The organism is Kribbella sp. NPDC054772, from assembly GCF_053611945.1.
Genome location: NZ_JBSHBJ010000003.1, coordinates 317,516 through 344,147, shown reverse-complemented (window position 1 = coordinate 344,147; position 26,632 = coordinate 317,516). Strand labels below are relative to the sequence as shown.

General features: G+C 69.2%; 27 protein-coding genes. 19 read left to right on the top strand and 8 right to left on the bottom strand.

Annotated elements, in window-relative coordinates; genetic code table 11:
• The first annotated feature begins 23 nt into the window (after nucleotides 1–23).
• From ACWGID_RS07160 to ACWGID_RS07125, 8 genes are all read left to right on the top strand, one after another.
• A complete protein-coding gene (locus ACWGID_RS07160) occupies nucleotides 24–644 on the top strand; it encodes a sigma-70 family RNA polymerase sigma factor (protein WP_452195611.1) in 621 nt (206 codons plus the stop codon).
• Nucleotides 641–1,354 (top strand): anti-sigma factor, encoded by a 714-nt coding sequence (locus ACWGID_RS07155; RefSeq protein WP_452195292.1) that lies wholly within the window; start codon nucleotides 641–643, stop codon nucleotides 1,352–1,354. The genes ACWGID_RS07160 and ACWGID_RS07155 overlap by 4 nt, the downstream gene beginning before the upstream one ends.
• Before the next feature lie 19 nt (nucleotides 1,355–1,373).
• Nucleotides 1,374–1,814 carry a PaaI family thioesterase gene (locus ACWGID_RS07150; protein ID WP_452195290.1) on the top strand — a complete coding sequence of 147 codons (441 nt, stop codon included), beginning with the start codon at nucleotides 1,374–1,376 and terminating at the stop codon, nucleotides 1,812–1,814.
• Between the two features lie 126 nt (nucleotides 1,815–1,940).
• A complete protein-coding gene (locus tag ACWGID_RS07145) occupies nucleotides 1,941–3,278 on the top strand; it encodes a DHA2 family efflux MFS transporter permease subunit (protein WP_452195289.1) in 1,338 nt (445 codons plus the stop codon).
• Nucleotides 3,275–4,225, top strand: a complete 951-nt coding sequence (locus ACWGID_RS07140) for a sigma-70 family RNA polymerase sigma factor (protein ID WP_452195287.1) — start codon at nucleotides 3,275–3,277, stop codon at nucleotides 4,223–4,225. The genes ACWGID_RS07145 and ACWGID_RS07140 overlap by 4 nt, the downstream gene beginning before the upstream one ends.
• The gene (locus ACWGID_RS07135) at nucleotides 4,225–4,980 is read left to right on the top strand and encodes an isocitrate lyase/PEP mutase family protein (protein ID WP_452195285.1); all 756 of its coding nucleotides are present in this window, start codon (nucleotides 4,225–4,227) and stop codon (nucleotides 4,978–4,980) included. Before ACWGID_RS07140 ends, ACWGID_RS07135 begins: the two co-directional genes overlap by 1 nt.
• A gap of 90 nt (nucleotides 4,981–5,070) precedes the next feature.
• Nucleotides 5,071–5,277 carry an antitoxin gene (locus ACWGID_RS07130; RefSeq protein ID WP_452195284.1) on the top strand — a complete coding sequence of 69 codons (207 nt, stop codon included), beginning with the start codon at nucleotides 5,071–5,073 and terminating at the stop codon, nucleotides 5,275–5,277.
• A 344-nt stretch (nucleotides 5,278–5,621) separates the two neighbouring features.
• Nucleotides 5,622–6,359, top strand: a complete 738-nt coding sequence (locus ACWGID_RS07125) for an SDR family NAD(P)-dependent oxidoreductase (protein ID WP_452195283.1) — start codon at nucleotides 5,622–5,624, stop codon at nucleotides 6,357–6,359.
• Nucleotides 6,360–6,366: 7 nt separating this feature from the next.
• Here the strand turns inward: ACWGID_RS07125 and ACWGID_RS07120 are convergent, their stop codons facing one another.
• From ACWGID_RS07120 to ACWGID_RS07110, 3 genes are read right to left on the bottom strand one after another with little or no spacing between them, the layout of a single operon-like run.
• Complete coding sequence (locus ACWGID_RS07120) at nucleotides 6,367–7,827, bottom strand: FGGY-family carbohydrate kinase (protein WP_452195281.1); 1,461 nt, start codon at nucleotides 7,825–7,827, stop codon at nucleotides 6,367–6,369.
• Entirely contained in the window at nucleotides 7,824–10,160 is a 2,337-nt protein-coding gene (locus ACWGID_RS07115; RefSeq protein WP_452195280.1) for a glycoside hydrolase family 95 protein, read from the bottom strand. The genes ACWGID_RS07120 and ACWGID_RS07115 overlap by 4 nt, the downstream gene beginning before the upstream one ends.
• A gap of 55 nt (nucleotides 10,161–10,215) precedes the next feature.
• Complete coding sequence (locus ACWGID_RS07110) at nucleotides 10,216–12,108, bottom strand: ABC transporter ATP-binding protein (protein ID WP_452195278.1); 1,893 nt, start codon at nucleotides 12,106–12,108, stop codon at nucleotides 10,216–10,218.
• A 115-nt stretch (nucleotides 12,109–12,223) separates the two neighbouring features.
• Here ACWGID_RS07110 and ACWGID_RS07105 point away from each other — a divergent pair, with 115 nt between their 5' ends.
• Complete coding sequence (locus tag ACWGID_RS07105) at nucleotides 12,224–12,649, top strand: MarR family winged helix-turn-helix transcriptional regulator (protein ID WP_452195276.1); 426 nt, start codon at nucleotides 12,224–12,226, stop codon at nucleotides 12,647–12,649.
• Nucleotides 12,650–13,144 (top strand): hypothetical protein, encoded by a 495-nt coding sequence (locus tag ACWGID_RS07100; protein WP_452195274.1) that lies wholly within the window; start codon nucleotides 12,650–12,652, stop codon nucleotides 13,142–13,144.
• 59 nt (nucleotides 13,145–13,203) lie between these two features.
• Here the strand turns inward: ACWGID_RS07100 and ACWGID_RS07095 are convergent, their stop codons facing one another.
• Nucleotides 13,204–14,187 carry an alpha/beta hydrolase gene (locus ACWGID_RS07095; RefSeq protein ID WP_452195273.1) on the bottom strand — a complete coding sequence of 328 codons (984 nt, stop codon included), beginning with the start codon at nucleotides 14,185–14,187 and terminating at the stop codon, nucleotides 13,204–13,206.
• A gap of 108 nt (nucleotides 14,188–14,295) precedes the next feature.
• On the opposite strand from ACWGID_RS07095, the gene ACWGID_RS07090 reads away from it, so the two are divergent.
• From ACWGID_RS07090 to ACWGID_RS07080, 3 genes are all read left to right on the top strand, one after another.
• The gene (locus ACWGID_RS07090) at nucleotides 14,296–14,991 is read left to right on the top strand and encodes a TetR/AcrR family transcriptional regulator (RefSeq protein ID WP_452195271.1); all 696 of its coding nucleotides are present in this window, start codon (nucleotides 14,296–14,298) and stop codon (nucleotides 14,989–14,991) included.
• 67 nt (nucleotides 14,992–15,058) lie between these two features.
• Nucleotides 15,059–15,586, top strand: coding sequence for a maleylpyruvate isomerase N-terminal domain-containing protein (locus ACWGID_RS07085; RefSeq protein WP_452195269.1), 528 nt, complete (start codon nucleotides 15,059–15,061; stop codon nucleotides 15,584–15,586).
• A complete protein-coding gene (locus ACWGID_RS07080) occupies nucleotides 15,583–16,485 on the top strand; it encodes an alpha/beta hydrolase (protein WP_452195267.1) in 903 nt (300 codons plus the stop codon). Before ACWGID_RS07085 ends, ACWGID_RS07080 begins: the two co-directional genes overlap by 4 nt.
• Here the strand turns inward: ACWGID_RS07080 and ACWGID_RS07075 are convergent.
• Nucleotides 16,463–17,206 (bottom strand): hypothetical protein, encoded by a 744-nt coding sequence (locus ACWGID_RS07075; protein WP_452195265.1) that lies wholly within the window; start codon nucleotides 17,204–17,206, stop codon nucleotides 16,463–16,465. The two genes, ACWGID_RS07080 and ACWGID_RS07075, sit on opposite strands and share 23 nt — an antisense overlap.
• 35 nt (nucleotides 17,207–17,241) lie before the next feature.
• Nucleotides 17,242–18,102, bottom strand: coding sequence for a LysR family transcriptional regulator (locus tag ACWGID_RS07070; RefSeq protein ID WP_452195263.1), 861 nt, complete (start codon nucleotides 18,100–18,102; stop codon nucleotides 17,242–17,244).
• Between the two features lie 74 nt (nucleotides 18,103–18,176).
• Here ACWGID_RS07070 and ACWGID_RS07065 point away from each other — a divergent pair, with 74 nt between their 5' ends.
• A complete protein-coding gene (locus ACWGID_RS07065) occupies nucleotides 18,177–18,698 on the top strand; it encodes a dihydrofolate reductase family protein (protein ID WP_452195261.1) in 522 nt (173 codons plus the stop codon).
• Here ACWGID_RS07065 and metX read toward each other — a convergent pair.
• Nucleotides 18,655–19,728, bottom strand: coding sequence for a homoserine O-acetyltransferase MetX (metX, locus tag ACWGID_RS07060; protein ID WP_452195259.1), 1,074 nt, complete (start codon nucleotides 19,726–19,728; stop codon nucleotides 18,655–18,657). The two genes, ACWGID_RS07065 and metX, sit on opposite strands and share 44 nt — an antisense overlap.
• 3 nt (nucleotides 19,729–19,731) lie before the next feature.
• Nucleotides 19,732–21,045: a bifunctional o-acetylhomoserine/o-acetylserine sulfhydrylase gene (locus ACWGID_RS07055; RefSeq protein WP_452195257.1), complete on the bottom strand. Its 1,314-nt coding sequence runs from the start codon at nucleotides 21,043–21,045 to the stop codon at nucleotides 19,732–19,734.
• 130 nt (nucleotides 21,046–21,175) lie between these two features.
• Here ACWGID_RS07055 and ACWGID_RS07050 point away from each other — a divergent pair, with 130 nt between their 5' ends.
• From ACWGID_RS07050 to ACWGID_RS07030, 5 genes are read left to right on the top strand one after another with little or no spacing between them, the layout of a single operon-like run.
• Nucleotides 21,176–22,186, top strand: coding sequence for a LacI family DNA-binding transcriptional regulator (locus tag ACWGID_RS07050; protein ID WP_452195255.1), 1,011 nt, complete (start codon nucleotides 21,176–21,178; stop codon nucleotides 22,184–22,186).
• Between the two features lie 32 nt (nucleotides 22,187–22,218).
• Nucleotides 22,219–23,187: a Gfo/Idh/MocA family protein gene (locus tag ACWGID_RS07045; RefSeq protein ID WP_452195253.1), complete on the top strand. Its 969-nt coding sequence runs from the start codon at nucleotides 22,219–22,221 to the stop codon at nucleotides 23,185–23,187.
• Nucleotides 23,188–23,197: 10 nt separating this feature from the next.
• The gene (locus ACWGID_RS07040) at nucleotides 23,198–24,211 is read left to right on the top strand and encodes a Gfo/Idh/MocA family protein (RefSeq protein WP_452195251.1); all 1,014 of its coding nucleotides are present in this window, start codon (nucleotides 23,198–23,200) and stop codon (nucleotides 24,209–24,211) included.
• Between the two features lie 3 nt (nucleotides 24,212–24,214).
• A complete protein-coding gene (locus ACWGID_RS07035; protein WP_452195249.1) occupies nucleotides 24,215–25,039 on the top strand; it encodes a Gfo/Idh/MocA family protein in 825 nt (274 codons plus the stop codon).
• Complete coding sequence (locus ACWGID_RS07030; RefSeq protein WP_452195248.1) at nucleotides 25,036–26,607, top strand: hypothetical protein; 1,572 nt, start codon at nucleotides 25,036–25,038, stop codon at nucleotides 26,605–26,607. Before ACWGID_RS07035 ends, ACWGID_RS07030 begins: the two co-directional genes overlap by 4 nt.
• Nucleotides 26,608–26,632 lie beyond the last annotated feature (25 nt).

The window sequence follows — 26,632 nt, the reverse complement described above, 5'->3', positions numbered from 1 at the left end:
TCCACGGTTTTGTGGCCACGGTAATGGTCCCTTTCAACGCACGACCGGGCTTCCCCGGCCGCCGGGTTCGGCGTCGGCCTCCCGCCGCGGTCTCGGACGGCGATCTGCTGGTGCTGACGGCGACGGGTGACACCGCCGCCTTCAGTGCCCTCTACGACCGCGTCTCGCCCTGGGTGTTCGGCCTGGTACGGCGGATCCTCCGCAACCCCGCGCAGTCCGAAGAGGTCACCCAGGAGGTCATGCTCGACGTCTGGCGCACCGCCACCAGGTACGACGCCGACCGCGGCTCCGCGCACTCGTGGATCCTCACCATCGCGCACCGCCGCGCCGTCGACCGGGTGCGCTCCGAACAGTCCGCGGCCGACCGCACCGAACTCGTCGGCGCCCGGTCCGCCGACGTCGCGTTCGACCAGGTCGCCGACACCGTCAGCACCCGTCTCGAAGCCGAGCAAGTACGCCGCTGCCTCGGCACCCTCACCGACCTGCAACGGGAATCCATCGAGCTCGCGTACTACAACGGCTACACGTACCCAGAGGTGGCACAACAACTCGGCGCCAAGCTCCCGACCATCAAGGCGAGAATGCGTGACGGCCTGATCCGCCTCCGCGACTGCCTCGGAACGACAAAGGGGCATCAGTCATGACGGAACCCGACGTCCACACTCTCGCCGGTCCTTACGTCCTCGACGCGTTGCCGGACGTCGAGCGGACGCGCTTCGAGGCGCACCTCACCGAGTGCACGTTCTGCACCGCCGAGGTCGCCGAACTCCGTGCCGCCGCGGTCAAGCTGGCCACCCAGGTCTCGACCCCGCCTCCGCCTGCATTGAAGGCGAACGTGATGGCAGCCATCGAGAACGTTCGGCAACTGCCACCCCAGGTCCCTGGCTCCGCGCCGAAGATCCGTCGCTTCAGCCGGCGCTCACTACTCACGCTGGCAGCGGCGGCCGTGGTGGTCGCGGCCGCGGGCGGTGTCGCGGTCGACCAGTACCGGGACCGGGCCGCTGTCGAGCAGGCCAACCAGCAGATCGCGGCCGTCCTCACCCAGCCCGATGCCCGGACCGTGCACGGCGGCGTCGAGGGTGGCGGTCAGGCCACGGTCGTACTGTCCTCGGCGGCGAACAAGTCGGTCGTCGTCCTGAAGGATCTCCCGAAGCTCCCGCACGACCGGACCTGGCAGCTGTGGATGATCGACCCGGACAAGACCGCCCATTCGGTCGGCCTGGCCGCCGGCGACCTGACCAAGGTCATCGACGGTTCGACAACCGGGATGACCGCGTTCGGACTCACCGTCGAACCCGACGGCGGCTCCGGTACGCCGACACTCCCGGCCGCGGCGATGATCCCGCTGGCCTGACGCCCGGTACGCTCCCCGCATGGAGGAGGCCACCGCCGACGTACGGGACCGGGTGCAGGCAAGTTTCGACCGTCAAGGGCTGATGGAACACCTCGGGGCGCGGATCTCGCACATCGCCCCGGGTGAGGTGCACATCGTGCTGCCGAGCCGGCCCGAGGTGACGCAGCAGCACGGCTACTTCCACGCCGGCGCGACCAGTTCGATCGCCGACAGCGCCGGCGGGTACGCCGCCTTCACGCTGTTCCCGGCCGGTACGACGGTGCTCACGGTCGAGTTCAAGATCAACCTGCTCGCCCCGGCCGAGGGCGAGCGGCTGGAGGCGGTCGGGACCGTGATCAAGCCCGGCCGAACGCTGACGATCTGCCGGCTGGACGTGTTCGGGGTGGTCGCCGAGCGCCGCACGCTGGTCGCTGTCGGGCAGCAGACGCTGATGCAGGTCGAGGCACGTCCCGAGCGCTGAAATTCGTACTCATCGCACCGATGAGTTCGGCACCTCCCGCTGGTCTGTAGAGGTGTGAAGCAATCCTCTGGACGAACGACGAGTCAACAACGATGGGTTCTGGGGCTGACCTCCCTCGGATCGGTGATGGTGGCGCTGGACACCCTGGTGGTGGCCGCGGCGCTGACCACGATCCGCACTGACCTCGGCGCATCCGCCGAGCAGCTGGAGTGGACGGTCAACGCCTACGGCCTGAGTTTCGCGATGCTTCTGATGACGGCCGCCGCGATCGGCGACCGCCTGGGCCGACGGCGTACCTATGCGGCCGGACTGGCACTGTTCACCGCGTCGTCGATCGCCTGCGCGCTGGCCACGTCGCTGCCGTTCCTGATCGCGGCGCGCGCCGTGCAGGGTATCGGCGCGGCGATGGTGATGCCGCTGGCGATGAGCCTGCTCGGGGCGGCGTTCCCGCCGGAGCGGCGCGGTCAGGCGATCGGCGTGTTCAGCGGCGTGACCGGGATCGCCGTCCTCGGTGGGCCACTGATCGGTGGTGCGGTGACCGAAGGGCTGTCCTGGCAGTGGATCTTCTGGATCAACGTGCCGATCGGCGTGGTCGCGATCGCGCTGGTGCTGACGAAGGTCCCGGAGAGCACCGGGCCGGCGCGGCGGCTCGATCTGGTCGGTGCGGTGCTGATCAGTCTCGCCGTACTCGGGCTGGTGTGGGGCACGGTGCGGGGTGAGTCGGCCGGTTGGACGAGTGCCGAAGTACTCGGTGCGTTCGCGGCCGGGGTGGTGCTGCTGGCTGCCTTCGGGTTCTGGGAGCGACGGACCGACCACGCGATGGTGCCGCTCGGGTTCTTCCGGAACCGGACGTTCACCGCTGCGAACTCGGCCGGTTTCTTCCTGAGCGCGGCACTGATCAGTGCGGTCTTCTTCCTCTCGCAGTACATGCAGGCGATGCTCGGATCGGGACCGTTCAAGGCCGGTCTGCAACTGTTGCCGTGGACGGCGACGCTGTTCGTGGTCGGGCCGATCGCCGGCCGGCTGGTCGACCGCATAGGCGAACGTCCGCTGGTCGTGATCGGGATGGCGCTGCAGACCGGCGGGATGTTTTGGGTGAGCCGCGGCGCCGATCACTACTGGGAACTCATCGCGCCGCTGGTGATCACCGGCTGCGGGATCTCGCTGGCGATGCCGGCGGCCCAGAGTGCCGCGATGGCTGCACTTCCGCGCGAAGCCGTCGGCATCGCGTCCGGTCTGTACAGCATGAACCGGCAGCTCGGCGGCGCCGCCGGCGTCGCGGTTCTTGGATCGGTGTTCACGGCGGCCGGCGGTTACACCGGTGACGGATTCAGCCGGGCGCTGGCGGGTGGCGGCGTACTGTCGTTGCTCGGGGCGGTGTCGGGTCTGGGAATCGCGGCGCGTCGGCGGACGAGCGGTCCGGTCGAATCGGTCGCAGCTAAGGCGGTGGAGGGAGCCGGATGAATCTCGAGGAGGAGTTCGCGCAGCACCGGGGTGAGCTGGTCGCGCACTGCTACCGGATGCTCGGCTCGCTGCACGACGCCGAGGACGCGGTCCAGGAAACGTACCTGCGCGCCTGGCGCGGCCACGCGGACTTCGAGCACCGTTCGACGGTCCGGACCTGGCTGTACCGGATCGCCACCAACGTGTGCCTGAACCTCCTGCAGCACAGCAGCCGACGGGTGGTCCCGTCAGCGCTGGGTGCCCCGGGCAACGATCCGGACGAGCTGCACGCCCAGGCCCTGGAGGTGCCCTGGCTGGAGCCGTTCCCGGACCAGCTGCTCGGGGCCGACCCGGCCACGGTGGTCGGCGACCGGGAGAGCCTGCGACTCGCGATGGTCGCTGCAATGCAACACCTCCCGCCGCGGCAACGCGCCGTACTGATCCTGCGCGAGGTGCTCACCTGGCCCGCCGCGGACGTCGCCTCGTTGCTCGACACAACGACCGCCGCGGTAAACAGCTCGCTGCAGCGAGCCCGCGCCGAGCTGGCCCGGCGGCAACCGCGGGAGGACGAGCTGAGCGAGCCGCACGAGCCGCTCCGGCGCGCCTTGCTCGACCAGTTCCAGGCGGCGATGGAGAGTAAGGATCTCGTCGTCCTGGAAGGACTGTTCACCAAGGACGCGCGCTGGGAGATGCCGCCGATCCCGACCTGGTTCAGCGGGCGCACCGACGTACTGCGGCTGCTGGACTCGAAACTGCGGTCCGGGCCGGACCGGCGGGTGCTCGTCGAGACCTCGGCGAACGGTCAGCCCGCGTTCGCGCTGTACATCCGCGGCACCGACGACTTGTTCCACGCGCACTCGATCAAGGTGTTGACCCTTGCCGATGCCGGGATCTCGGCGGTGCTCGCGTTCCACCAACCGTCTTTGTTCCCAGCCTTCGGGCTGCCGTTGATCCATCGGAGATCTTGATGTCTTTGGCAACTACCCTGCGGCGACTGCATGTCCCCGGAACACCACTCGTGGTCCCGAACGCCTGGGACGCGGCCTCGGGCCGGCTGATCGAGGCCGCCGGATTCCCTGCCGTGGCAACGAGCAGCAACGCCACCGCGGCCGTCCTCGGGTACGACGACGGCGAGCACGCGCCCGTCGACGAGGTACTCACCGCCGCGACCCAGATCGCGCGCTCGGTGGCAGTGCCGGTCACCGTCGACTTCGAACGCGGTTACCGGCTGGCACCGGCCGAACTCGTCGAGCGGTTCCTCGCCTCCGGCGCCGTCGGCCTCAACCTCGAGGACTCCGAGCCGTCGACCGGTGCGATGGTCGATCCGTCCGAACAGGCCGACTTCCTGGCCGCGGTCCGTGCCGCGGCGGGCGACGCGCTGGTGATCAACGCCCGGATCGACGCCTTCGTCCGCCAGGCCGGTACGCCGGAGGAACAGCTACGGACCGCACTCGATCGTGCCACCCGCTACCTCGCCGCGGGTGCCGACTGTGTGTATCCGATCGGTGTCGGTGATCTCGACCTGATCGGCACGCTGGTGAAGGAGATCACCGGTCCCGTGAACGTCGGCTACGGGCAGGGCGCCAACTCGCTCGCCGACTACACGGCGCGCGGCGTCGCCCGGATCAGCTTCGGGCCGATGTTCCAGCGGCACCTGTACGGAACCTTCGCCGGCAGCGTCCTTCCCGCCCTGCAAGCGGACCGGAATCCGTTTGCCGGATGAATCTCCGCGCGGACCGGTGTGGAATCCGGGCGATCGGGTAATGGCGCCTAGGTAGTGGAAGGCAACCATCGACGGAACGGGGAAAAAACGATGGGCATGTTCGACAACATGAAGGACAAGGCCGGCGACCTGGCGCGCGAGCACGGCGACCAGGTGGACGAAGGTCTGGACAAGGCCGGCGAGTTCGTCAACGAGAAGACCGGTGGCGAGCACGGCGACCAGATCGACCAGGGCAAGGACTTCGCCAAGGACCAGCTGGACAACCTCGGCGGTCAGAACGACGACAACGAGTCCTGAACCGGAACGCCCGAGCGGCCGCGGACCTCACCGCGGCCGCTCCGCGTGGGCCACGCTCTCTCAGCCGGCTCTCAGCACGACACTCGCCGGCACGGCGGACCTGGCTGCGAACCGTCACCGGCCGACGCTGTTCCGTACAGTAGGAGCCCTGAGCAACAAACTCGCTGTGAATCGGCTGAGTATTCACTGATAGGCCGAGCGTCAACACCTGATCAAAAACCCCGACAGGCCTTCGTCTACGGCGTTTCCCGTCGTACGCTCTGCTTGCGAGGGGGACGGGTGGGTCGGCAGGGGGGAACTGCATGACGCTTGGATTTTTGCCTGCACTCGGGGGAGGGCAAGCAATGAATCCGTTGCGCCGTGCCCTGGTCTGGATCTCGGGGGCCTCGGCCGGACTGGGGGCGGCACTCGCCGCGACAGTCCCGTTCGAGAACGCGGAACTGATCGACATCTCGCGCCGGGGCGGAACCCCCGGCGCCAACCATGTCGCGGTGGATCTGGCCTCACCCGACGCGTGGCCGATGGTCGAGAAGGACTTCCGGCAACGGATCGAAGCCGGCGCCCCGGACCTGGTGGTGTTCATCCACAACGCCGGGACACTCACACCGCTCGGCCCGGCGGACCGTGTCGACACCGAGCAATACACCCGTAACGTGCTGCTGAACTCGGCCGCCGCTCAGGTGCTAGGACACTCGTTCCTGAACGCGGTCGCCGGCGGGGACTTCGAGAAGCACCTGATCATGGTGTCGTCGGGCGCGGCGAAACGACCACACGAAGGCGAATCGAGCTACTGCGCGGCCAAGGCCGCCATCGACCAATGGGTACGCACGGTCGGGCTGGAGCAACAGCGCCGCAGCCTGAGCTGCCGGGTGGTCTCGGTGGCCCCCGGTTCGGTCGACACCGACATGCAGGCCGAACTGCGAGCGTCGAGTCCCGAACAGGTGCCGGAGTCGACCCGCTTTCGCGAGATGGCTGCCCAGGGCAAGCTTGCGACACCCGAATCGGTGGCCCGCGCCATCTGGTCCCTGATGAACCGCGACGTCGAGAGCGGCGCCGTGCTCCACGTTCGCGACCTGGAGTGAACCTCTCTTACTCCACGGACTCGGCGAGCCGGTGGATCTGGTCTCGCGTGGCGGGGTAGAGCTCGGTGTAGGTCTGGAACAGTCCGTCGTACGTCGCCGCGATCGAAGGATCGGGCGTGACGACGTGATGTGGTCTGGTCCAGTCAGTACTCGGTGGGACGGCTCCGATCCCGATGGCGGCCAGTAGCGCATCGCCGTACGCGGCGCCGATCGTCTGCTTTGGCACGGTTTGGGAGATGCCGGCGACGTCGCTGACGATCTGGGTCCAGAGGCCGCCCTGCGTTCCGCCGCCGACGGCAACGATCCGGTCGGCCGGTCCGAAGATGTCGAGGATCTGCCGGACACCACAAGCGATCCCCTCGTACGCCGCGCGCAGCAGGTGACCGCGACCGTGGCGCAGCGTCAGGCCGGCGATCACACCGCGCGCGAGCGGGTCGTAGATCGGGGTTCGTTCACCGCTGAAGTACGGCAGCAGAACCAGCCCCTCACTACCGGCCGGGACAGCGGCCGCTTCGCGCAGCAACGTGTCGAACGGCGCACCGCCGGTGAGCTCCTGCAGCCAGGTGGTGACCGTCCCGGACGTCGCCATACCGGCAGCCAGCGTGTGCGATCCGGGCTCGACACCGGAGGCCGTCCACAGACCGCGCACGCTGGTCGGTGCCTCGAGCACCTGGACGAAGAACATCGTCGAGCCGTACATCACCATCAGATCGCCAGGACGTCGTACGCCGACGCTGAACGCCTCGGCCCAGGCATCGACGGTCCCCGCGACGACCGGCGTACCGACAGTGAGGCCCGTTGCCGCGGCGGCCGTTTCTCCAACTACGCCGACCTGTTCGGACGGCCACACCAACCGCGGCAGCGCGAGGCCGGGCAGGACCGCCTCGACCCAGTCCGTCGCCCAGTCCTGGCGGTGGATGTCGTAGAACGGGTCGCATTGGCTGGCGGTGTGGTGATCGAGGATCCACTCGCCGGTCAGCCGCGCCACGACGTACGAATGCGCGCTGAACCAGCGGTCCTGCGGGCGCCACGCCGCGCCGGCCTCGCGGCGCAACCACGCGAGCTTCGGGCCGATCGCCTGGCTGGACAGGTCCTTGCCGCAGCGTTCGAGGATCGCCTCCGCGCCGAGCTGCTCGGTGATCTCGGCGATCTCCCGGGTCGATCGGGTGTCGACGCCGTACAGGATCGCCGGTCGGCGGGGGCGCAGGTCGTCGTCGGTCTGGACGACGCACGGCCCGAGTCCCGAGACGCACACCGCGGCAACGTCTCTCGGTGTGCTCGTCAGCTCGGTGAGTACTTCAGTGACGTCGCCCCACCAGTCGCGTTCGGGATCCATCTCGGCCCAGCCCGGCTGCGGCAGGCTCGGGGCGTGGTCGCGACGGGCGACCGCCACGACCTCCCCGTCCAGCGTGCTCAGCACAGCCTTCGTACTGCCGGTTCCGATGTCGACCCCGATGACGAAGCTCATCCAGCAATTGTCCAGGTGTGCGGGACCCCGGCGGTCAGAGACACCTCCTCGCGGCGATCCCCGTGCCGCAGCACGACCGTGGTGTCGCGATCAGCCGTGAGGACGGCGTTCGCGGCCGCGCTGGACCACGCGAGGTCGACCGCGACACCGCCACGCGCCCGTAGGCCCGTGATCGCGCCCTCCGGCCAGGCGGCCGGCAGCGCGGGGAAGATCTCGAGTTCGCCCGCGTGGCTCTGCAGGAGCATCTCGGCGATCCCCGCGGTGGCGCCGAAGTTGCCGTCGATCTGGAACGGCGGGTGCGCGCAGAACAGGTTCGGATACAGGCCGGAACCGTCACCGACGTAATCCGTGCCCGAATCCCCGGCCGGGGTGAGCAGCTCGCGGACCAGGCGGTGCGCGGCGGCACCGTCGCGGAGCCGCGCCCAGAGCGAGATCCGCCAGGCGAGCGACCAGCCGGTGCTCTTCTCACCGCGCAGCTCGAGAGTGCGGGCCGCGGCCGCCGCGAGTTCCGGCGTACCGTCCGGGGTGATCTGGTCGCCCGGGTGCAGGCCGAACAGGTGCGACGTGTGACGGTGCAGCGGCTCAGCTTCGGGCAGGTCCTCGAGCCATTCCTGCAGCTGGCCCTGGCTGCCGACCTTCGGGTCCGGGATCCGCTTGCGCCCGGCGGCGAGGTCGTCGATCAGCGGGTCGGCGAGGCCGAGCTCGGCCGCGGTCTGGCCGCAACGGTCGAAGAGGTCGGCGATCAGGGCGAGGTCCATCGTCGACGAGGTGGTGACCGAGGCCGGTTGGCCGTCGGCGGCGATGTACTCGTTCTCGGGCGAGGTCGACGGCGCGGTGCCGAGGGAGCCGTCCGGGAGTTCGACCAACCAGTCGAGACAGAACTCGGCGGCGCCCCGCAGTACCGGCCAGGCGTCGCGGAGGTAGTCGCGGTCGCCGGTGAACGCGTAGTGGTCCCAGAGGTGACGGCACAACCACACGCCCGCCATCGGCCAGTTCGACCACTTCGGGTTGCCGTCGACCGGAGCGGTCCAGCACCAGGCATCGGCGTTGTGATGGGCGGTCCACCCGTTCGCGCCGTACAGGACCTCCGCGGTACGGCGGCCCGCGCGGGCGAGCTCGCCGACGTACCGCAGGAGCGGCTCGTGGCACTCCGATAGTGACGTGGTCTCGGCGGGCCAGTAGTTCATCTCGGTGTTGATGTTGACCGTGTAGTTGGAGCTCCACGGCGGCTGGAGGTGCTCGTTCCAGATCCCCTGCAGATTGGTGGGCAGGCCGCCGGGACGGGAACTGGCGATCATCAGGTAGCGGCCGAAGTTGTAGATCAGCGCGGCGAGGCCGGGGTCGTCGCCTGCCTGCGTGAGGCGGCGGTCGGTGCTCAGCTCCACGGTCGACGGCAGCATGAGGATCGAGCGGCGGAACAACGCCTGGTAGTCGTCGACGTGTTCTTGCCGAAGGGCTTCCGGCGTTTTCGTGAGGGCGTTCTGCAAGATGGCGTCGGCCGCATCGCGGCACTCGGCCGGCGTCTTGGTCGGGGTCGTGTGCGGGTCCACGTAGCCGGTAGCAGTGGACAGCGCCACGAGTACGTCGGTGGCGTTCGTGATCGTCAGCGCTTCGTCGGTCGGCTCGAGTACGCCGTCCGTCTGCGCGCGCAGGACGACCGCCGCACTCATGCCGCGGTCGTCACCGTCGGAGTACTGGATCGGTTCGTCGACGTTGCCGTGCGGTGGCGCGACGGACGACGGGCAGACCGCGAGCAGCGCAAGCCCGTTGTCGCCGACGGCTTCGGTATCGCCGCGGAGTTGCGAGCTGAGGCGGAGCGTCACGGTGAGCGGCTGCGAGGCGCCCAGACGTAGGACCAATGCCTGCGCCGGCGCGCTCACGAACACCTCCTGCCAGACCGCGACCCCAGCCACCTCGTACTCCACGCGAGCCACCGCCTCATCGAGGTCGAGTCGCCGCCGGTACTGCGTGACCTCGCCGTCGAGCTGGAAGTCGAGGACCAGGTCACCGAGCGGGAGGTACGCCTGCGAGTACCCACTCTGGAACCCGTGCGCGAGCTCCTCAGCCGTCCGTACGTCGCCCGCCGCAACGGCTGCCCGCACACGATCGACCGCATCGGCTCCGACCGCGCCGAGCGGGGTGGCGAGCCGGCGCATGGTCTCCGGACTGCCGGACCAGCAGGTCTCGTCGTTCAGGGCGATCCGGTCCTGCCGGGGTCCGCCGAAGCACATCGCCCCGATCCGCCCGTTCCCCACCGGCAACGCCTCGAGCCAGTTCGCCGCGGGAGCGTCGTACGTCAGCTCGGTGGCGGCCGCAGTCATCCGATCTCTCATGAGGAAGATCCTCCCCCGCCGACCACTGTGGCGCGAGCGGGGGTCCAGCGATCGGTCAGGCGGCCTTGGTGAACTGGGTCGCGTACAGATCGGCGTACAGGCCGCCGTGCGCGAGGAGCTGTTCGTGCGTGCCGCGCTCGTGGATACGGCCCTCGTTGAGGACCAGGATGACGTCGGCGTTGCGGATCGTGGACAGGCGGTGCGCGATGACCAGCGACGTACGGCCGACGAGTGCGTTCGCGAGGGCGGTCTGTACGGCGGCCTCGGACTCGGAGTCCAGGTGCGCGGTGGCCTCGTCGAGGATCACGATCGACGGCGACTTGAGCAGCAGCCGGGCGATGGCGAGGCGCTGCCGTTCGCCGCCGGACAACCGGTACCCGCGATCGCCCACCACGGTGTCGAGACCGTCGGGCAGGCTGTCGACGAGAGCCGCGATCTGAGCCGCTTCCAGAGCCTCGCGTAGGTCCGCGTCGGTGGCGTCGGGTCGGGCGAGCAGCAGGTTCGCACGGATCGTGTCGTGGTACATGTGCGAGTCCTGCGTGACCACACCGATCGCCGCGCGCAGCGAGCTCTGGGTGACTTCCCGGACGTCGTGACCGCCGATCAGGACGGCTCCACCCGTGGCGTCGTACATCCGGGAGACCAGCGACGACAGCGTCGACTTGCCGGCACCGGACGGGCCGACGACGGCGACCATCTGGCCGGGTTCGACGGTGAACGTGACGTCCTTGAGAACCTCTTCCCCGGTCTCGGCCGACAGCGTCGCGACCGACTCCAGCGAGGCGAGCGACACCTCCGCGGCGGACGGGTAGTGGAACGACACGTGATCGAACTCGATCGACGGCTCCGCGGTCGGCGGGAGCTTCTTCGCATCCTCACGATCGGCAACCATCGGCGGCAGGTCGAGCACCTCGAGCACCCGCTCGAAGCTGACCAGCGTCGTCATCACGTCGACCTGGATGTTGGACAGCGCGGTCAACGGCCCGTACAGCCGGTTCAGGTACGCCGTGAGCGCGACGACCGTACCGATCCCGAGCGCTCCCTCGACGGCGAACACACCGCCGACGCCGTACACCAGGGCGACCGCGAGAGCGGCGACCAACGTGAGCGAGACGCGGAAGACACTCGCGTACATGGCGGTGGTGACGCCGATGTCGCGGACCCGGGCGGCCTTGCCGGCGAAGTCCTTCGAGGAGTCCTGGGTACGGCCGAACACCTTGGCGAGCACGGCGCCGGCGACGTTGAAGCGCTCGGCCATCGTCTGCGCCATCGTGGCGTTCAGCTTGTAGGTCTCAGCCGTTGCCTCGCGCAACTTCCCGGCGAGCAGCCGGGCCGGGATCACGAAGAGCGGGAGGACGACGAGGGCGAGGAGCGTGATCTGCCAGGACATCACGAACATCGCGCCGAGCACGAGGGCGACGCTGAGCAGGTTGCTGACGACGTTGGACAGCGTCGAGGTGAACGCCTGCTGGGCGCCGAGGACATCGCCGTTCAGCCGCTGGATCAGAGCACCGGTCTGGGTACGGCTGAAGAACGCGACCGGGAGTTGCTGGACATGGTCGAAGACCGCGGTCCGCAGGTCGTAGACGAGACCTTCACCGATCCGGGCCGAGAACCAGCGCTCGGCCAGGGTGATCGCGCTGTTCGCGAGGGCGAGCACGGCGACGACGAGGGCGAGCCAGACGACGACCTGGGCATGGCCCGGGACGATGCCTTTGTCGATGATCGCGCGGAACAGCAGCGGCGTGACGGCTCCGGTGCCGGCGTCGAGCGCGACGAGAACGAGGAAGGCGGCCAGATAGCCGCGGTACGGGCGGGCGAAGCCGAGGATTCGGCGCAGGGTGCCCGCGGACAGTTTGTGATGCCGGACGGAGGAGTCCTTCAGCAGCGAGCGCATCGCCCGACCACCGCCGCCTCCCCCGCCCGGAAGCCCGGACATCTGTGACATGCAGATCCTTCCGATGGGCAGTTCGGACATTACTGAGCTTAGCTCACTATGAGTCAACCTCACAACATGTTCGTTTGTTCCCCCGCGCCCGCGAGCGGCCCACTAGGCTCTGCACATGAATGCGCCTGACGACGCCGCGGAGCAGATCGCCGGCTTGCTGGATCGGATCGTCCGGCGGCAGCGGCGGGCGTCCCGGGAAGGATTCGGCGACAGCGTCACGCACGGGCAGTTCCGGGTACTGCGGACCTTGGACAACGCCGAACAGACACTCCGCCTGAGCGAGCTCGCGTCCCGGCTCGGCATCGTGCCCCGCTCGGCCACCTCGGTCGTCGACGACCTTGAAGCGGCCGGACTGGTGGCCCGACAACCAGATCCCCATGACCGGCGGGCGACACTGGTGGACCTCACGCCGGACGGCCGCAAGATCCTCGCGAACCTCCGGGAGAAGCGCCGCGACGTGATGGTCAGTCAACTGACCCGCCTGAACGACCGCGAGCAACAGACCCTGATCACTCTTCTCCAACGCCTCGCAGAGGACTGAATGCGCACCTCCCGCCCGGTGCTGACGTACGTCGGCGCCGCATTCGTCGCGGCCGGCCTACTCGTCGCCATGTACTTCATCCAGCAACTCACCGGCGCGATCCCGGGCTCCCCCACCCGCATCGACGGCCGGCCGATCGCGATCGACGGTGTCGGACTGACGATCTTCTCCACCACCAAGAACGCCGCCCAGAGCTGTACGGCGCACGACGCGCGGGGCACCGCGATCGACCTGAAACCGCCGGCCCGCCACGAGCAGTGGGACGACGCCGGGGACCTGTACTACGTGGTCGCGCACTCGGTCGACAAGGTGCCGGCGCAGACCGTCGAGGTGGCGTGCACGGGCGAAGCGACGTACTTCGTCGGTCGGCGGCACACGGCCGATGTGTTCCTGAAGCCCGCGGCGTCGGCGCTCGCGGCGTTCTTCATACCTGGCGCGATCGGTGCGGCCCTCATCGTCGTGGATCAGGTACGCCGACGCCGACGCCGTACCTGATGCCGGCTCGGGGAGGATCCTGTGCCCGATGTGGGTACACGATCCTCCCCAAGGTTGGGTCAGGCCTTCTTGAGGTGGGCGATGATGCCGTCGAGGTCCTCGATCATGCGGTTCGGGCGGACCATGTGGCCGCCCGGGTCCTCGTGGGCGGTGTAGGCGATGTTGGCCTTGTCCAGAGCGGCCTTGAACTCGCGGTGGCCGGCCAGGACCTGGGTCTCGTTGGCGTAGTCGAACGGGTCGGGGCTCGGGCTGGTCCCGGCGACCAGGAAGATGCGCTTGCCGCGGTAGCGCTCGAGGTTCTCCATCGGGTTGTCGGCGGTGACGCGCTTCTCGTCCCACGCCGGCGCGCCGTAGATGGTGCCGCCGGCCAGGTCGACGGCCGCCGAGGACACGTTCGCCCAGTGCACGACCAGGCCCGCGTCGCGACGGACGCTGGCCGGGCCCGAGTGCGAGCTGACGGAGGCGAAGTGCCCGAAGTACTTCGCGGTGTACTTGAGCGCGCCGAAGCCGCCCATCGAGAAGCCCGAGACGGCGCGGCCGGCGGCCTCGGCGTGCGTGCGGAAGTTGGCGTCCACCCACGGCACGAGCTGGTTCAGGTGGAAGTTCTCCCAGTTCCGCGGGCCGCTGTTGCTGCTGACCGGGTTGGAGTACCAGCCGGCCTTGCCGCCGTCCGGCATCACCACGATGATCGGCTTGCCGGCGGTCCACTCCCGGATACCGAGCCGGTCGAACTCGATGAAGTCCTGGTTGCCGCCGTGCAGCAGGTACAGCACCGGATAGGTGCGGCCGCTGGTGGCGTAGTCACTGGGTACCAGCACGTTGACGGCCGGGGCCCAGCCGATCTCGCCGGTCTCGAAGCGGAAGTACTTCATCCGCGGATCGTCTTCGTTCCGGTCTTTGATGTGCAGGCCGAATCCGTCGTCCGCCGCGGATGCGGCGACCGAGGTGGCCAGAATGGTGCCGGCGCCGAGGCCGGCCGCAACGGTCAGCCCGCCGGCGGCCTTCAAAATGTTGCGCCGGGTGGGGCGAGGTGCGCTCACCATGATCTCCTGGATCTCTGAGGAGTTAAGGGACAGAACATTCACCGTCAGTGACGGTGTCGATCTAAGTTAGTAGCATAACTTTGGGGTCAGCCCCGCCAGAGGAGACTTGTGACAGCGCATCCGCCCCGCCGGAAGACCGGCGGCCGCCAGGCACAGATCACCGTCGCGGACATCGAGCGGGAGGGTCTGCGGCTCGGCCTGCCGAACCTGACGGTGAACGGCGTCGCGACCGCGCTCGGCGTCTCACCGACCGCGCTGTACCGGCACGTCGACGGCAAACTCGGACTCGAGGCGCTGGTCGGTGAGGCGGTCCTGCGGGAGCTGCACGTCGTCGACGACCCGGACCACGACGTCGAGGCGCACCTGTTGTCGTTCGCCGGGCAGATCCACACGTTCGTCGTCGGTCACCCGGGACTGGCGGCGTACATGCAGGGGCTGTTCCCGCGGGGCGAGTCGGGCGTCCGGCTGCAGCGGGAGGCGATCGAGGCGCTCGGCCGGCGCGGGTACAGCCCGGCGAGCGCGGTCCTGATGTCCGGCACGGTCGCGTCGCTGGCGATCAACCTGTCGGCCGCCGAGGAACGGCATCGCCCGTACTTCGAAGGTCCGCACCGTCGCGAACTCGAGAAGGTCTACGCACTGCTCGCCACTGACGAACTCTTGAGCGCCGCCCACCAGGCACTTCCGCCGATCAGCTCGGACGCGTACTTCCGGATGGTGATGACCGGGTGCATCCGCGGCCTGGTCGCGGCGGCTCCCCCGCATCGCCCGGCACTCGAGGTTCTCACCGAGCTCGGGCTGGAGTAGCCGCGGTGGATTGAGGACTTCGCGCAATCCGCCCGGGCCGAGCGTGCGGGGCTGATTGATTGTCGGCATGCGAACACCGACAACCACACCGGCGCAGGCCGCCGAGATGATCCGGACGGACCAGCAGCTGTTGCTGAGCCGGGTCGAAGGACAGCGTGAGGACGAGCTGCGAGCGCCGTACGACGTCAGCGCCGGACCGCTCGGCGACTTCTGCGACTCGCTGCACGACCTCGTCGCGCACGTCCTGATGTGGGACGAGATCACCCTCGCCGTACTGCGGGACGCCAAGGCGGGCCGCCTGCACTGGAGCCTCGATCCGCGGTGGGAGACGGCCGAGATCGGTCGTGCGCTCAACCGCGGGGGCGTCGACGCCGGACGGCTCATCCCGTCCGAGCTGCTGCTGCACCGGTTCCGCAGCGTCGGCGCCGCGCTGGTGGCCGAGCTCGAGCAGTACGACGACCAGACGTGGACGGACCCGTCGACGGGGGCCGGGTTCGACGGCGGGATCGGGGCCTTGGCCGAGTACGTGTCGACGACGCCGGACGGGTTCCTGTTCGCGCACGCCGCCCGTCATCTGCAGCCGGTCTCCGCGTGAGGGCCGAGCTCATCGACAGCCCGACGTACGGGCCGGAAACCGACGCGCTGCTGAAGCACCTCGCCAACCAGCCGGTGGACCCGACGCTGGACGCCTATCAGGCGCTCCTGCTGGACCGCGAGGATCTGCCCGATCCGGAGCTGGCGAGTGCGTGTGATCGGCGAGCGACCGTCGAGGACTTCACCGTCGACCTGCCGGGTCGGTCATTGGAAGCACGCACTTACCGGATGTCGAAGGAACCCCGGCCGATCGTGCTCTGGCTGCACGGTGGTGGCTTCGTCGGCGGGCACCTGCGTGACATCGAGTACGCGACCTCCGGGATCGCCGTCGCCGCCGACGTCACGGTGGTGTCGCTGAACTACCGGCTGGCGCCCGAGGACCCCTTTCCCGCGGGGCTTCACGACGTCCGCGACACGCTCGCGTGGATCCGTGAGCACGTTCACGAGCTGAACGGTGACGGACGGATCGTGGTGGGCGGGCAGAGCGCCGGTGCCGCGCTGGCCGCGGGCGCCTGTCTGCTCGCGCGTGACGACGGCACTCCGCTCCCGGACCGGCAGATCCTCTGCTATCCGACGCTGGATCTGCATCCGGACGAGGACTGGCACGAGTGGTACTTCCCGACGGACGATGCGCCGCCCACCGCCGTACCGCTGCGCGCGAGCACGCTTGCCGGTCTGCCGCCGACTCTCGTACTCGCGGCCGGCCGGGACTCGTTGCGCGACGATGCCCTGACCTATGCGGATCGCCTCGCGCAGGACGGCGTACCGACACGATTGGTCGAGTACGCCGACACCATGCACGCGTTCCTGAACTTCCCCGGCGTCCTGTCGGCAGGGCGGCACGCGGTGGAGCTGATCGGGGCCGAACTCCGCGACCTCAGTGGTCGGCGCGGTGAGTGAAGAAGCGCGCCGGGTCCCCGGCGGCCCGCGGGTTGGAGGCGAGCCAGGTCACGAACGAGTCGGGATGCCGGCGCTCCAGTTCGTCCAGGTAGGCACGCCGTACGTCGACCATGGCCTGCCGCCGGTCGGGCGCCAAGGCCCGTTGGAGCTGGGTGAAACTGCGGCGCCACGCCAGGCAGAGCTCGGCGTCGCTCAACTCACTGACGTTCCGCACCACGGCAGCCAGGTACTTCGGCATCGGCCAGTCCGCCACGGGACGGCAGTCGGACCGGACTTTGGCCAGCTGCCGATTCGATGCCTTGGGCAACTTGATGGGCCGGCGCCGGCGGGGCGGCCGCCGCGGGGGCCGGCCGGCGCGCCCGGAACGCAGCCAGCCGATGACGGGCGGGGAGACACCGAGCACGAGGAACACCAAGGCCACCGTGCGCGCGCCGACCGCGGCGGCGTACCCGCAGATCGCGAGCACCCCCAGTCCGCCGAGCACGGCCCAGCGCGGGATCAGATAGACCAGATCCCCGGACGGCAGGTCACGCCCGAGCCCGACACTCAGGCAGACGGCCCCGACCGTCAGTCCGGCGACCAGGAAGGCCGCCAGATTCGTCGCCGGTGACACGAACACCAAGGAGGTGATCACCCCGATCGCGACCAGCAGGCCGACGGCAGCGCGCCAGATCCGCACATACCGCAGTTCGACGTCCACCATGGTCACCCAGTGCCCCATCGCAGGGACCTCCAACCGGAGTCGCAGTGGCCCCGCTACCCCAGTGTTACTCGTTTCAGGGCTGCAATGAAGGCGGCCGTGGCCGGTGGATCGGGAGGTTCGCCGTACGTCGCGAGGTGGATCCGGCGGACGATCGGCACCACACTGGTCCGGACCCCTTCGGCGAGATGCGACCGGAGCGCCAGCGCGGGCATGGTCGTGACGCCGAGACCGGCCGCGACGAAGGCCTGTTTGACGATGATGTCGTCGCTGGTGAACGCGATCCGCGGGGTGAATCCGGCGTCCGCGCAGTGGTCTAGCAGCTCACGCCGGCAGTTCACGCAGCCCGCGATCCAGTCCGAGTCCCGGTGGTCGGTGAGCGTCTCCCCGGTACGGCGGCTGAGCAGGTGCACCGGGTCGTCGCGAAGGTGGGTGTAGCGCAGACCGTCGTCGGGCTGCGCGTCGTCGTACCGGAACACGATCGCGAGGTCGAGGTCGCCGGCGCGGAGCTGCTGGGTGGCGATCCGGGGGTGGACGTCGGTGAGCTCGAGCTCGAGGTTCGGGTGCGCGCGGCGGAGTTCGGCGGCGGCGGGTGGGACGAGCACGCTGAGAGCCGAGCTGAAGGCGCCGACCCGGACCCGGCCGGATCGCAGGCCGACCAGCGCAGCAAGCTCGGCATCGGCCGCGTCGACGCGGCCGATGATCTCGGCGGCGCGGCGAGCCAGTACCTCTCCTTCAGGGGTGAGGCGGATGCCGCGGCCGGCCTTCTGCAGCAGCTTCGCGCCGGTCGCGGCCTCCAGGCGAGCGAGGTGATGGCTGACGGTGGGCTGGGTGTAGTGCAGCGCTGCGGCCGCCGCGGTGACCGAACCGTGCGCGGCGACCGCGGCCAGCACTCGCAGCCGGACGAGATCGAGCATGTATCGATGCTATCGATGTGTTCGCGGCCGGATTGGCATTGGACGCATGGATCCGTGCCGGGCACGGTGGACACATGACCGGCAAGGTGATCTGGCACATGACGATGTCCCTCGACGGCTTCATCGCGGACCGCGACGACGCCGTCGACTGGATGTTCCTCGCGGACGGCGGCCCGTCCGGACTCGGCGCGGAGGTGATCGCCACCACCGGCGCTTTCCTGTGCGGCGGCAAACGCGTCGAGCAGGTCGGCGAGAACCGCCCGTACGGCGGCGCCTGGACCGGACCGATCCTGATCTACACGCACAAGGACCCGGCGACCAACCCGATCCCCGAGTTCAAGTACGTCTCCGGCGACATCCGCGACGTGGTGGCCGACGGGCTGGCGGACGCCGGCGGCAAGAACCTCGTGGTCACCGGCGGCGCCGTACCGCGGTTGTCATTGGATGCGGGACTGGTCGACGAGATCGTCCTGCACATCGCTCCGGTGCTGCTGGGCGAAGGCATCCGCTTCTACGACAGTCCCGGGGTGGAGCCGACGAGGCTGAAGGTCCTCACCGCCGAAGCGTTGAACTTCCGCTTCGAAGTACTGAAGTGATCAATGCTCCGACCTGGTCGAGTTCGATCAGGAAGCCGTCGTGGCCGTACGGCGATGTGATGGTGTGCAGCGGGATGCCAGCGGCGAAGGCCAGAGCTTCGGACTGGGCGGGTGGGTAGAGGCGGTCCGAGTCGACGGCGGCCACGACCAGGCGCGACTTCAGCCGGCCGAGCGTGGTCGCCAGATCGCCGCGGTCGCGGGTGATGTCGTGGGAGTTCATGGCTCGGGTGAGGACGACGTACGAGCCGGGGTCGAAGCGGCGGGTGAGTTTGGCGGCGTGGTGGTCCAGATAGGACTCGACCGCGTACCGGCCGCCGGACGCGGGGTCCTCGCCGAGCTGGGGATCGCGGCCGAAGCGGGCGGCCAGTTCGTACTCCGAGCGGTAGGTGATGTGCGCGATCCGGCGGGCGATGCCGAGGCCCGCGGTGGGTGTGCGGCCGGTGCCGTAGTAGTCGCCGCCCTGCCAGTCGGGGTCGGAGGTGATCGCCGCGAGCTGCGGTGCGCACCAGGCGATCTGCTCGGCCGAGGCGGCGCCGGTGGAGGCGAGCACAATCGCCGTACTGACGCGGTCCGGGTACATCAGCGGCCATTCCAGGGCGCGCATCCCGCCCATCGATCCGCCGATCACCGCTGCCCACCGGTCGATCCCCAAGGCATCGGTCAGCGCACCCTCGGCGGCCACCTGGTCCCGGACGGTGAGCGCGGGGAAGCGACTCCCCCAGGCTCGACCGTCCGAAGCCTTCGTGGCCGGCCCGGTGGTCCCCTGACAGCCACCGAGCACGTTCGCGGCGACGACGTACCAGTCCGCCGGGTCGAGGTATCCGGTCAGCCCGTCCCACCACCCCGGTGTCGGCTGCCCGGGACCGGCCGGACCCACCACGTGCGCATCACCGGTGAGCGCGTGGCAGATCAGGACGGCGTTGTCCCGGGCAGCGTTCAGCCGGCCCCAGGTCTCGTAGGCGATCCGGACGCCGGGGAGCCACGTACCGCTTTCCAGCGGCAGGTCCCCGACCGCGGCGAACTGTTTCACGCCTCAGGCCTTGGCTGCCGCGAACCCGACCTCGAGATCGGCCAGGATGTCGTCGATGTGCTCGATGCCGACCGCCAGCCGGACGAGCCCGGGCGTCACGCCGGACGCGAGCTGATCCTCCGCCGACAGCTGACTGTGCGTCGTCGAGGCCGGGTGAATGACCAGCGACCGTACGTCGCCGATGTTCGCGACGTGACTGTGCAGCCGGAGCGCGTCCACGAACCGCTTGCCCGCGTCGACGCCACCCTTGATCTCGAACGCGACCACCGCACCCGCACCGCGCGGCGCGTACTTCTGCGCGAGATCGTGCCACGGCGACGACGGCAGGCTCGCGTACGCGACGGAGTCCACCCCGTCACGCTGCTCCAGCCACCGCGCGACCTTCTGCGCGTTGTCGACGTGCCGCTCGATCCGCAGCGACAGCGTCTCCAGGCCCTGCGCGATCAGGAACGCGTTGAACGGCGACGCCGCCGGACCGAGGTCCCGCAGCCACTGCACCCGGGCCTTCAGGATGTACGCCAGATTGCCCAGGTCCGAGCCGACGCCGAGATCCCGCGCGTAGGTGAGCCCGTGGTAGCTCGGGTCCGGGTTGTTGAAGCCCGGGAAGCGCTCCGGGTCGGCCGCGTAGTCGAACCTGCCCGAGTCCACGATCACGCCCGCGATCGCCGTACCGTGGCCGCCGAGGTACTTCGTCGCCGAGTGCACCACCACGTCCGCGCCGTGCTCGATCGGCCGGATCAGGTACGGCGTGGCGACGGTGTTGTCGACGACCAGCGGGACCCCGGCGGCGTGCGCGACCTCCGCGACGGCCGCGATGTCGAGGATCTCGCTCTTCGGGTTCGCGATCGTCTCGGCGAAGAACGCCTTGGTGTTCGGCCGGACGGCGGCCTGCCAGGACTGCACGTCGTTCGGGTCCTCGACGAACGAGACCTCGATACCGAGCTTCGGGAACGTGTAGTGGAACAGGTTGTACGTTCCGCCGTACAGGCTCGGGCTGCTGACGATGTGGTCGCCGGCCTCGGCCAGGTTCAGCAGAGCGAGCGTCTCGGCGGACTGGCCGGAGGCGAGCAGCAGCGCCGCGGTCCCGCCCTCCAGGCTCGCAATCCGTTGCTCGACGGCGTCCTGGGTCGGGTTCTGGATCCGGGTGTAGATGTTGCCGAACTCCTGCAGGCCGAACAGGCTCGCGGCGTGGTCGGTGCTGTCGAAGGTGTACGACGTGGTCTGGTAGATCGGCAGCGCCCTGGCCTTGGTGGTCAGGTCGGAGGTCTGGCCGGCGTGGATCTGCCTGGTCTCGAACGACCAGCTGGGTTCGGTCATCTCGTCCTTCTCTCGGGGGTGACGGTCCGTGGTCAAAAGGTACTAATTAGATCGACTTACTTTTCTAAATCTCAGAGCGTGGACGGTCCGAGGACTGCAACCGGTTGCACGCAGGCCGTATCGTGGTCGCATGTCGTCACGTACGAGCCGGCCGCCGGGGGTCACCATCGGCGACATCGCGGCCGCCGCCCAGGTCTCCCGGTCGACGGTGTCGCGCGCCTTCACCCGCCCGCAGCTGCTCAGCCCGGAGACCGTCGACCACGTCCGCGAGGTCGCGGCCCGGCTCGGGTACGTCGGCAACCAGGCCGCCCGCGCGCTGTCGACCGGACGGTTCGGGAACATCGCGGTCGTCGTCCCGGACATCGCGAACCCGTTCTTCCCGCCACTGGTCCGGAGCCTGCAACTGGCCGCGGAGACCGCCGACCTGGCCGTCTTCCTCGGGGACTCCGACGAGTCCGCGGAGCGCGAGGCCAAGCTGATCGCCCGGCTGGCGCCCCAGGTCGAGGGCTTCGTGCTGGCGTCGCCGCGGCTGTCCGAGGAATTCGTCCGCGAGCTCGCCGGGACGCGTCCGGTCGTCCTCGTGAACCGTGATCTGGACGGCATCTCCCGGGTGCTGATCGACTCGTCGGGCGGCATGACGGAGGCCGTGATGCTGCTGAAGAAGCTCGGTCACCAGCGACTGGCCTACCTCGCGGGGCCCCGCGATTCGTGGTCGGACCAGCAGCGCCGGCAGGTGTTGACGCAGACCTCCTCGGCGGCCGGGCTGACGGTCGACGTCATCGAGGTCGGCCGGCCGAGTTACGCCGCCGGGCGGGATTCGGTGTCGGCGGTCGTCCGGTCCGGCGCGACCGCGGCGATCGCGTTCGACGACGTGGTATCGCAGGGCGTGCTGGCCGGGCTCGAGCTGCGCGGGATCTCGGTGCCATCGGACTTCAGCCTGGTCGGCTGCGACGACACCCTCGCCGCGCTCACCACACCGGCCTTGACCAGCGTCTCGGCCGGCGCCGCGACCGCTGGTACGGCGGCCGCGAAGCTCCTCGTCCAGCTCCTGGAGACCAGCGACCCGGACGCCGAGTGCGTCACGATCGCCACCCACCTGGTGATCCGCGCGACGACCGCTCCGGCGCGCGTAGAGCGTTGACGTGCAACCGGTTGCATGCTGGAATCGAACCCATGACTCGCATCGCCATCGCCGGCGCCGCCCATCCGCACGTGGCCTACGCGACCGCCGAGGTCGACCACGTCGCGGAGTACCAGCTGGTCGCGGTGGCGGACCCGGACCGGGCGACCGCGCAGCGCTGGGCGACGCCGTACGACGCGAAGGTGTTCACCGACCACCAGGAGATGCTGCGTGAGGTCGCGCCCGATGTGGTGATGGTGGCCGGGATCTACGGCGACCGCGGCCGGGTCGTCGTGGACGCCCTCGAGGCGGGTTGCCACGTGATCGCCGACAAGCCGCTGTGTACGACGCTCGAAGACCTCGACGCGATCGCGGAGGCCTCTCGACGTACCGGTCGGCACGTCACGCTGCTGCTCGAGAAGCGGTACTACCCCGTCACCCTCGCCGCGCTGGAGATCGTGCGCTCGGGCCTGCTCGGCACGATCCACGGCGTGACGTCGTCCGGCCCCCACAAGCTCAACCGCCCGACCCGACCCGACTGGTTCTTCGAACGGACGCAGTACGGCGGTCTGCTGAACGATCTCGCCGTCCACGACATCGATGCCGCGCTGCTCTTCACCGGGCTGACCAGCGGATCCGTCAGTGGCGCGATCGCCGACAGCTCGTACGGCGTCGCGAGTCTGACCGGTGCCGGCACCGTCATCTCCGCCGCGGTGGACTGGATGAATCCCGCTGGGTCGCCGGTGCACGGGGACTACCGGATGAAACTCGTCGGCACCAAGGGAACGGCCGAGCTGCTCTGGGCGCGTCAACGACTCGTACTCACCACGACCGAGCTAGCGCCGCATGACGTACCGCTGCCGGAAGGCTTCCGGCCCGCCGAGCTGCCCCTGCAGGCGCTTGCTGCAGGCAACGAACCGGACATCACCACCGAACGCGGCCTGCTGGCCACCCGGCTCGCGCTGCTCGCGCAGCAGTCCGCCGAGACCGGCGGCGTACCGCTCGCCTGGACGACAACCTGAGAGAGGTCCTATGCGTTTCGCCCTGATCGGTGCCGGCGCGATCGGCACCGTGCACGCTCGCCTCATCGACACCCTCGGAAATGACGCCACGCTGGTCGCCGTCGTGGACCAGAGCCTGGACCGGGCCGGCAAGATCGTCGAGCAGTACGGCGGCCGCGCGTACGCCAGCGCGGCCGAGGCGTACGCCGCCGAGGAGATCGACGCCGTCGCGATCTGTCTGCCGAGCGCGCTGCACGCGGACAACGCGATCGAAGCCCTGCACGCCGGGAAGCACGTGATCGTCGAGAAGCCCGTCGACATCACGCTCGCCGCCGCGGACCGCCTGATCGCTGCGCAGTGCGAGACCGGCCGGACCGTCGCCGTGATCAGTCAGCGCCGCTTCCAGCCACCGGTCACCCAGATCCGGACCGCGATCGACACCGGCGCCCTCGGCCGCGTCACCTCGGGGATCGCCGAGTCGGCGTTCTTCCGTCCGCAGTCGTACTACGACGGCGACGACTGGCGCGGCACGCTCGCGATCGACGGCGGCGGCGCCCTCATGAACCAGGGCATCCACGCGCTCGACCTGCTGGTGTGGATGCTCGGCCGCCCGGTCCAGGTCAGTGCGCAGACCGGCCGGCTCGCGCACGAAGGTATCGAGGTCGAGGACCTCGCCGGCGCCTCGATCCTCTTCGAGAGCGGGGCGATCGGGCTGATGCTCGCGAGCACGGCGGCGTACCCGGGCCGTCCGGTGCGGCTGACGATCCACGGTGATCAAGGGACGGCCGTCCTCGACGACGATCAGCTCGCGTACTTCGCGGCGGCCGAGGCCTCTCAACCTGAGGCGCCGGTGCTGGACGGGCCGGCCGACTGGGGCCCCACCGAGCTCGCGCACCTCGCGCAGTACCGGGATTTCATCGCCGCCGTTCAGGACGGCCGCGAACCCGCCGTATCGCTGGAAGCCGGTCGCCGATCGCTGGCCACCGTGCTCGCCGTCTACGAATCCGCCCGGGAAGGGCGTCCTGTCGAACTGGAAGAGGACTGACCCATGCCGCTGCGCGTCGCCCTGGTCGGCACCGAGAACAGTCACGCCGACCACATCATCGACCACCTGAACGTCGACCCCATCGCCGACACCGCACGCATTGTCGCGTTGGTCGGCGCTGACGACGAACGCAACCGCAAACTCGCCGCCGCCGGTGGCATCACCAAGCTCGCGCCGACGTCGGCGGAACTGATCGGCAGCGTCGATGCGCTGATCGTCACCAACCGCGACGGCGCCCAACACCGCGAGCACGCCGTACCGTTCCTCGACGCCGGGATCCCGGTGTGGGTCGACAAGCCACTGGCTGCCGGTACGGCGGATGCGCGCGCGATTCTCGAGGCGGCGCAGCGCAGCGGCACCCCTGTGACGTCGTACTCGGCGGTGCGGTGGGTTGCGGATGCGGACGTGCTGGCTTCGGCGGAGGTCGGCGAGATCCAGACCGTCACCGTGACCGGGCCGGCGGATCCGGACAGTGAGTACAGCGGGATCTTCTTCTACGGCATCCATGCGGCCGACCTCGCGCAACGGCTGGCGCCTGGTGAACCCGGTCCGGTTGAGGTCTCGCGGGTCGGGTCGACGGTGGTCGTGCGGTACCGGAGTAACGGCGTACTGGTCACACTGCAGTTGGTGAAGCCTACGGACGATGGGCGGGTGCCCTTCCACGCTGAGGTCGTCGGGCGGACCGGGCTCGCGAGTCGCGATCTGGAGCTCGGCGCGGACTACGTCGTACCTGGGCTGAAGGTCTTTCTGGAGATGCTGTCGAGTGGGCGGGCACCGCTTGACGACGCGACCATGCTGGCGCCGATCACGGTGCTGGAGCAGGTGTGAAGCGCCTCGTTGTCGCGCTCGCGCTGCTGCTCGCTGTTGGTCCGATGACGCCGGCTGTCGCCGACAGCTCTGCGCCGACGGTGACTATCGACTCGCCCGTCGACAGCGCTCGGGTTTTGACGGTCCGTGGGCACTACAGCCAGATGTCGGACATCCAGTTGGTGGTGGACGCGGAGCGGACCGTGCCGGTGACGATGGACGCCGCGACCGGGACTTGGAGTGCGACCGTCGATCTCAGCGACGTGGACGGGACGGTCGGGCTCGCTGCCTACGGGAGGAATCTGCAGACGCTGTACAACCAGTGGTCGGCGTTCACCTCGGTGACGTTGCACAATCCGGGCGCGGCGAAACCGGTGGTCGCGGTCATCTCGCCGGCGATGGGTGCGGCGCTCGCTGGGGCATTTGAGGCCGTGGTCCAGGTCAGTGGGTCAGCCCGTCCGCTGCGGCGGGTCGAGGTGCGCGTCAACGGTGGGGCGTGGCGGAGCGCCGTACACGTGCCTGGGCCGGGTGGGCGCTATCGGGTGCAGCTCGATGCCTCGCAGGGGTTCGCCGGGCTGGAGGCACGAGCCGTCGACGTTGCTGGGCGGATCGGGGTGTCGGGTAGTACGTACGTGTCGGTGGGCGGGGCGGTGAAGCCTGCGCAGCAGCTGTACAGCCAGGATCGCGCGATGTGGTTGTGGGAGCAGAACTCGTATCCGGCGGTCTTTGACCAGGCTGCGCGCGACAAGCTCGGTCGGGTGATGGACGATACGTCGACCTTCGGGTCGGATCCCTTGCGGACGTTGTACGTGGGCGTCGCGGCGTACGGCGGTCAGGACATGTTGCGTGACTCGCGGAGTCAGGTGGCGGCGTTCGTCCGGTGGGCGCGTGGACGTGGGTATCACGTGCAGGCGGTGATCGCGGGTGGCACCGTTCCGCCGTACCTGGGTGCGTTGCCGCAGTACCGGGATCGGGCGGTGGCGGAATTTACGAAGGTGCTGGACTACAACCTTGCGGTCGGTGCGGATGCGCGCTTCGACGGGGTGAATGTTGACATCGAGCCGTACCTGCTGCCGCAGTGGAAGGAGCCCGGGACGACGCTGCCGGCGCAGTGGCTTGATCTGCTCGCCTCGTTCATGCAGCTGCGGGACGCGTCCGGTCAGCAGCTGCTGGTTGGGCCGGCGATTCCGTTCTGGTTCGACAGCTCGGACTGTTGTACGGCGATCACGTGGCGCGGGAAGACTGCTCCGCTGAGCGATCACGTGCAGGATCTGACGGATTACGTCGCTTTGATGGACTACACCGAGACCGCCAGCGGGATCATCTCGCGCGCCTCGCATGAGATCGCGTATGGCAAACCGCAGTCGGTGGTGATCGGGGTGGAGTCCAAGGATCTGTCCGGTACTGGTGATCCTGAGTCCGTGACCTTCTATGAGGAGGGGCGCACGTACATGGAGGCGGAGCTGGACAAGGTGTACGCGGCGGAGGCCGGCCAGTCTTCGTTCGCTGGGATCGCCATGCATCACTACGGCAGCCTGCTGGTGCTGCCGTCCGTTTGGGGTGCGGGCGGGGTCTACTACCCGGGGTAGCCCTCACAGACCTGTGGTGCTGGCC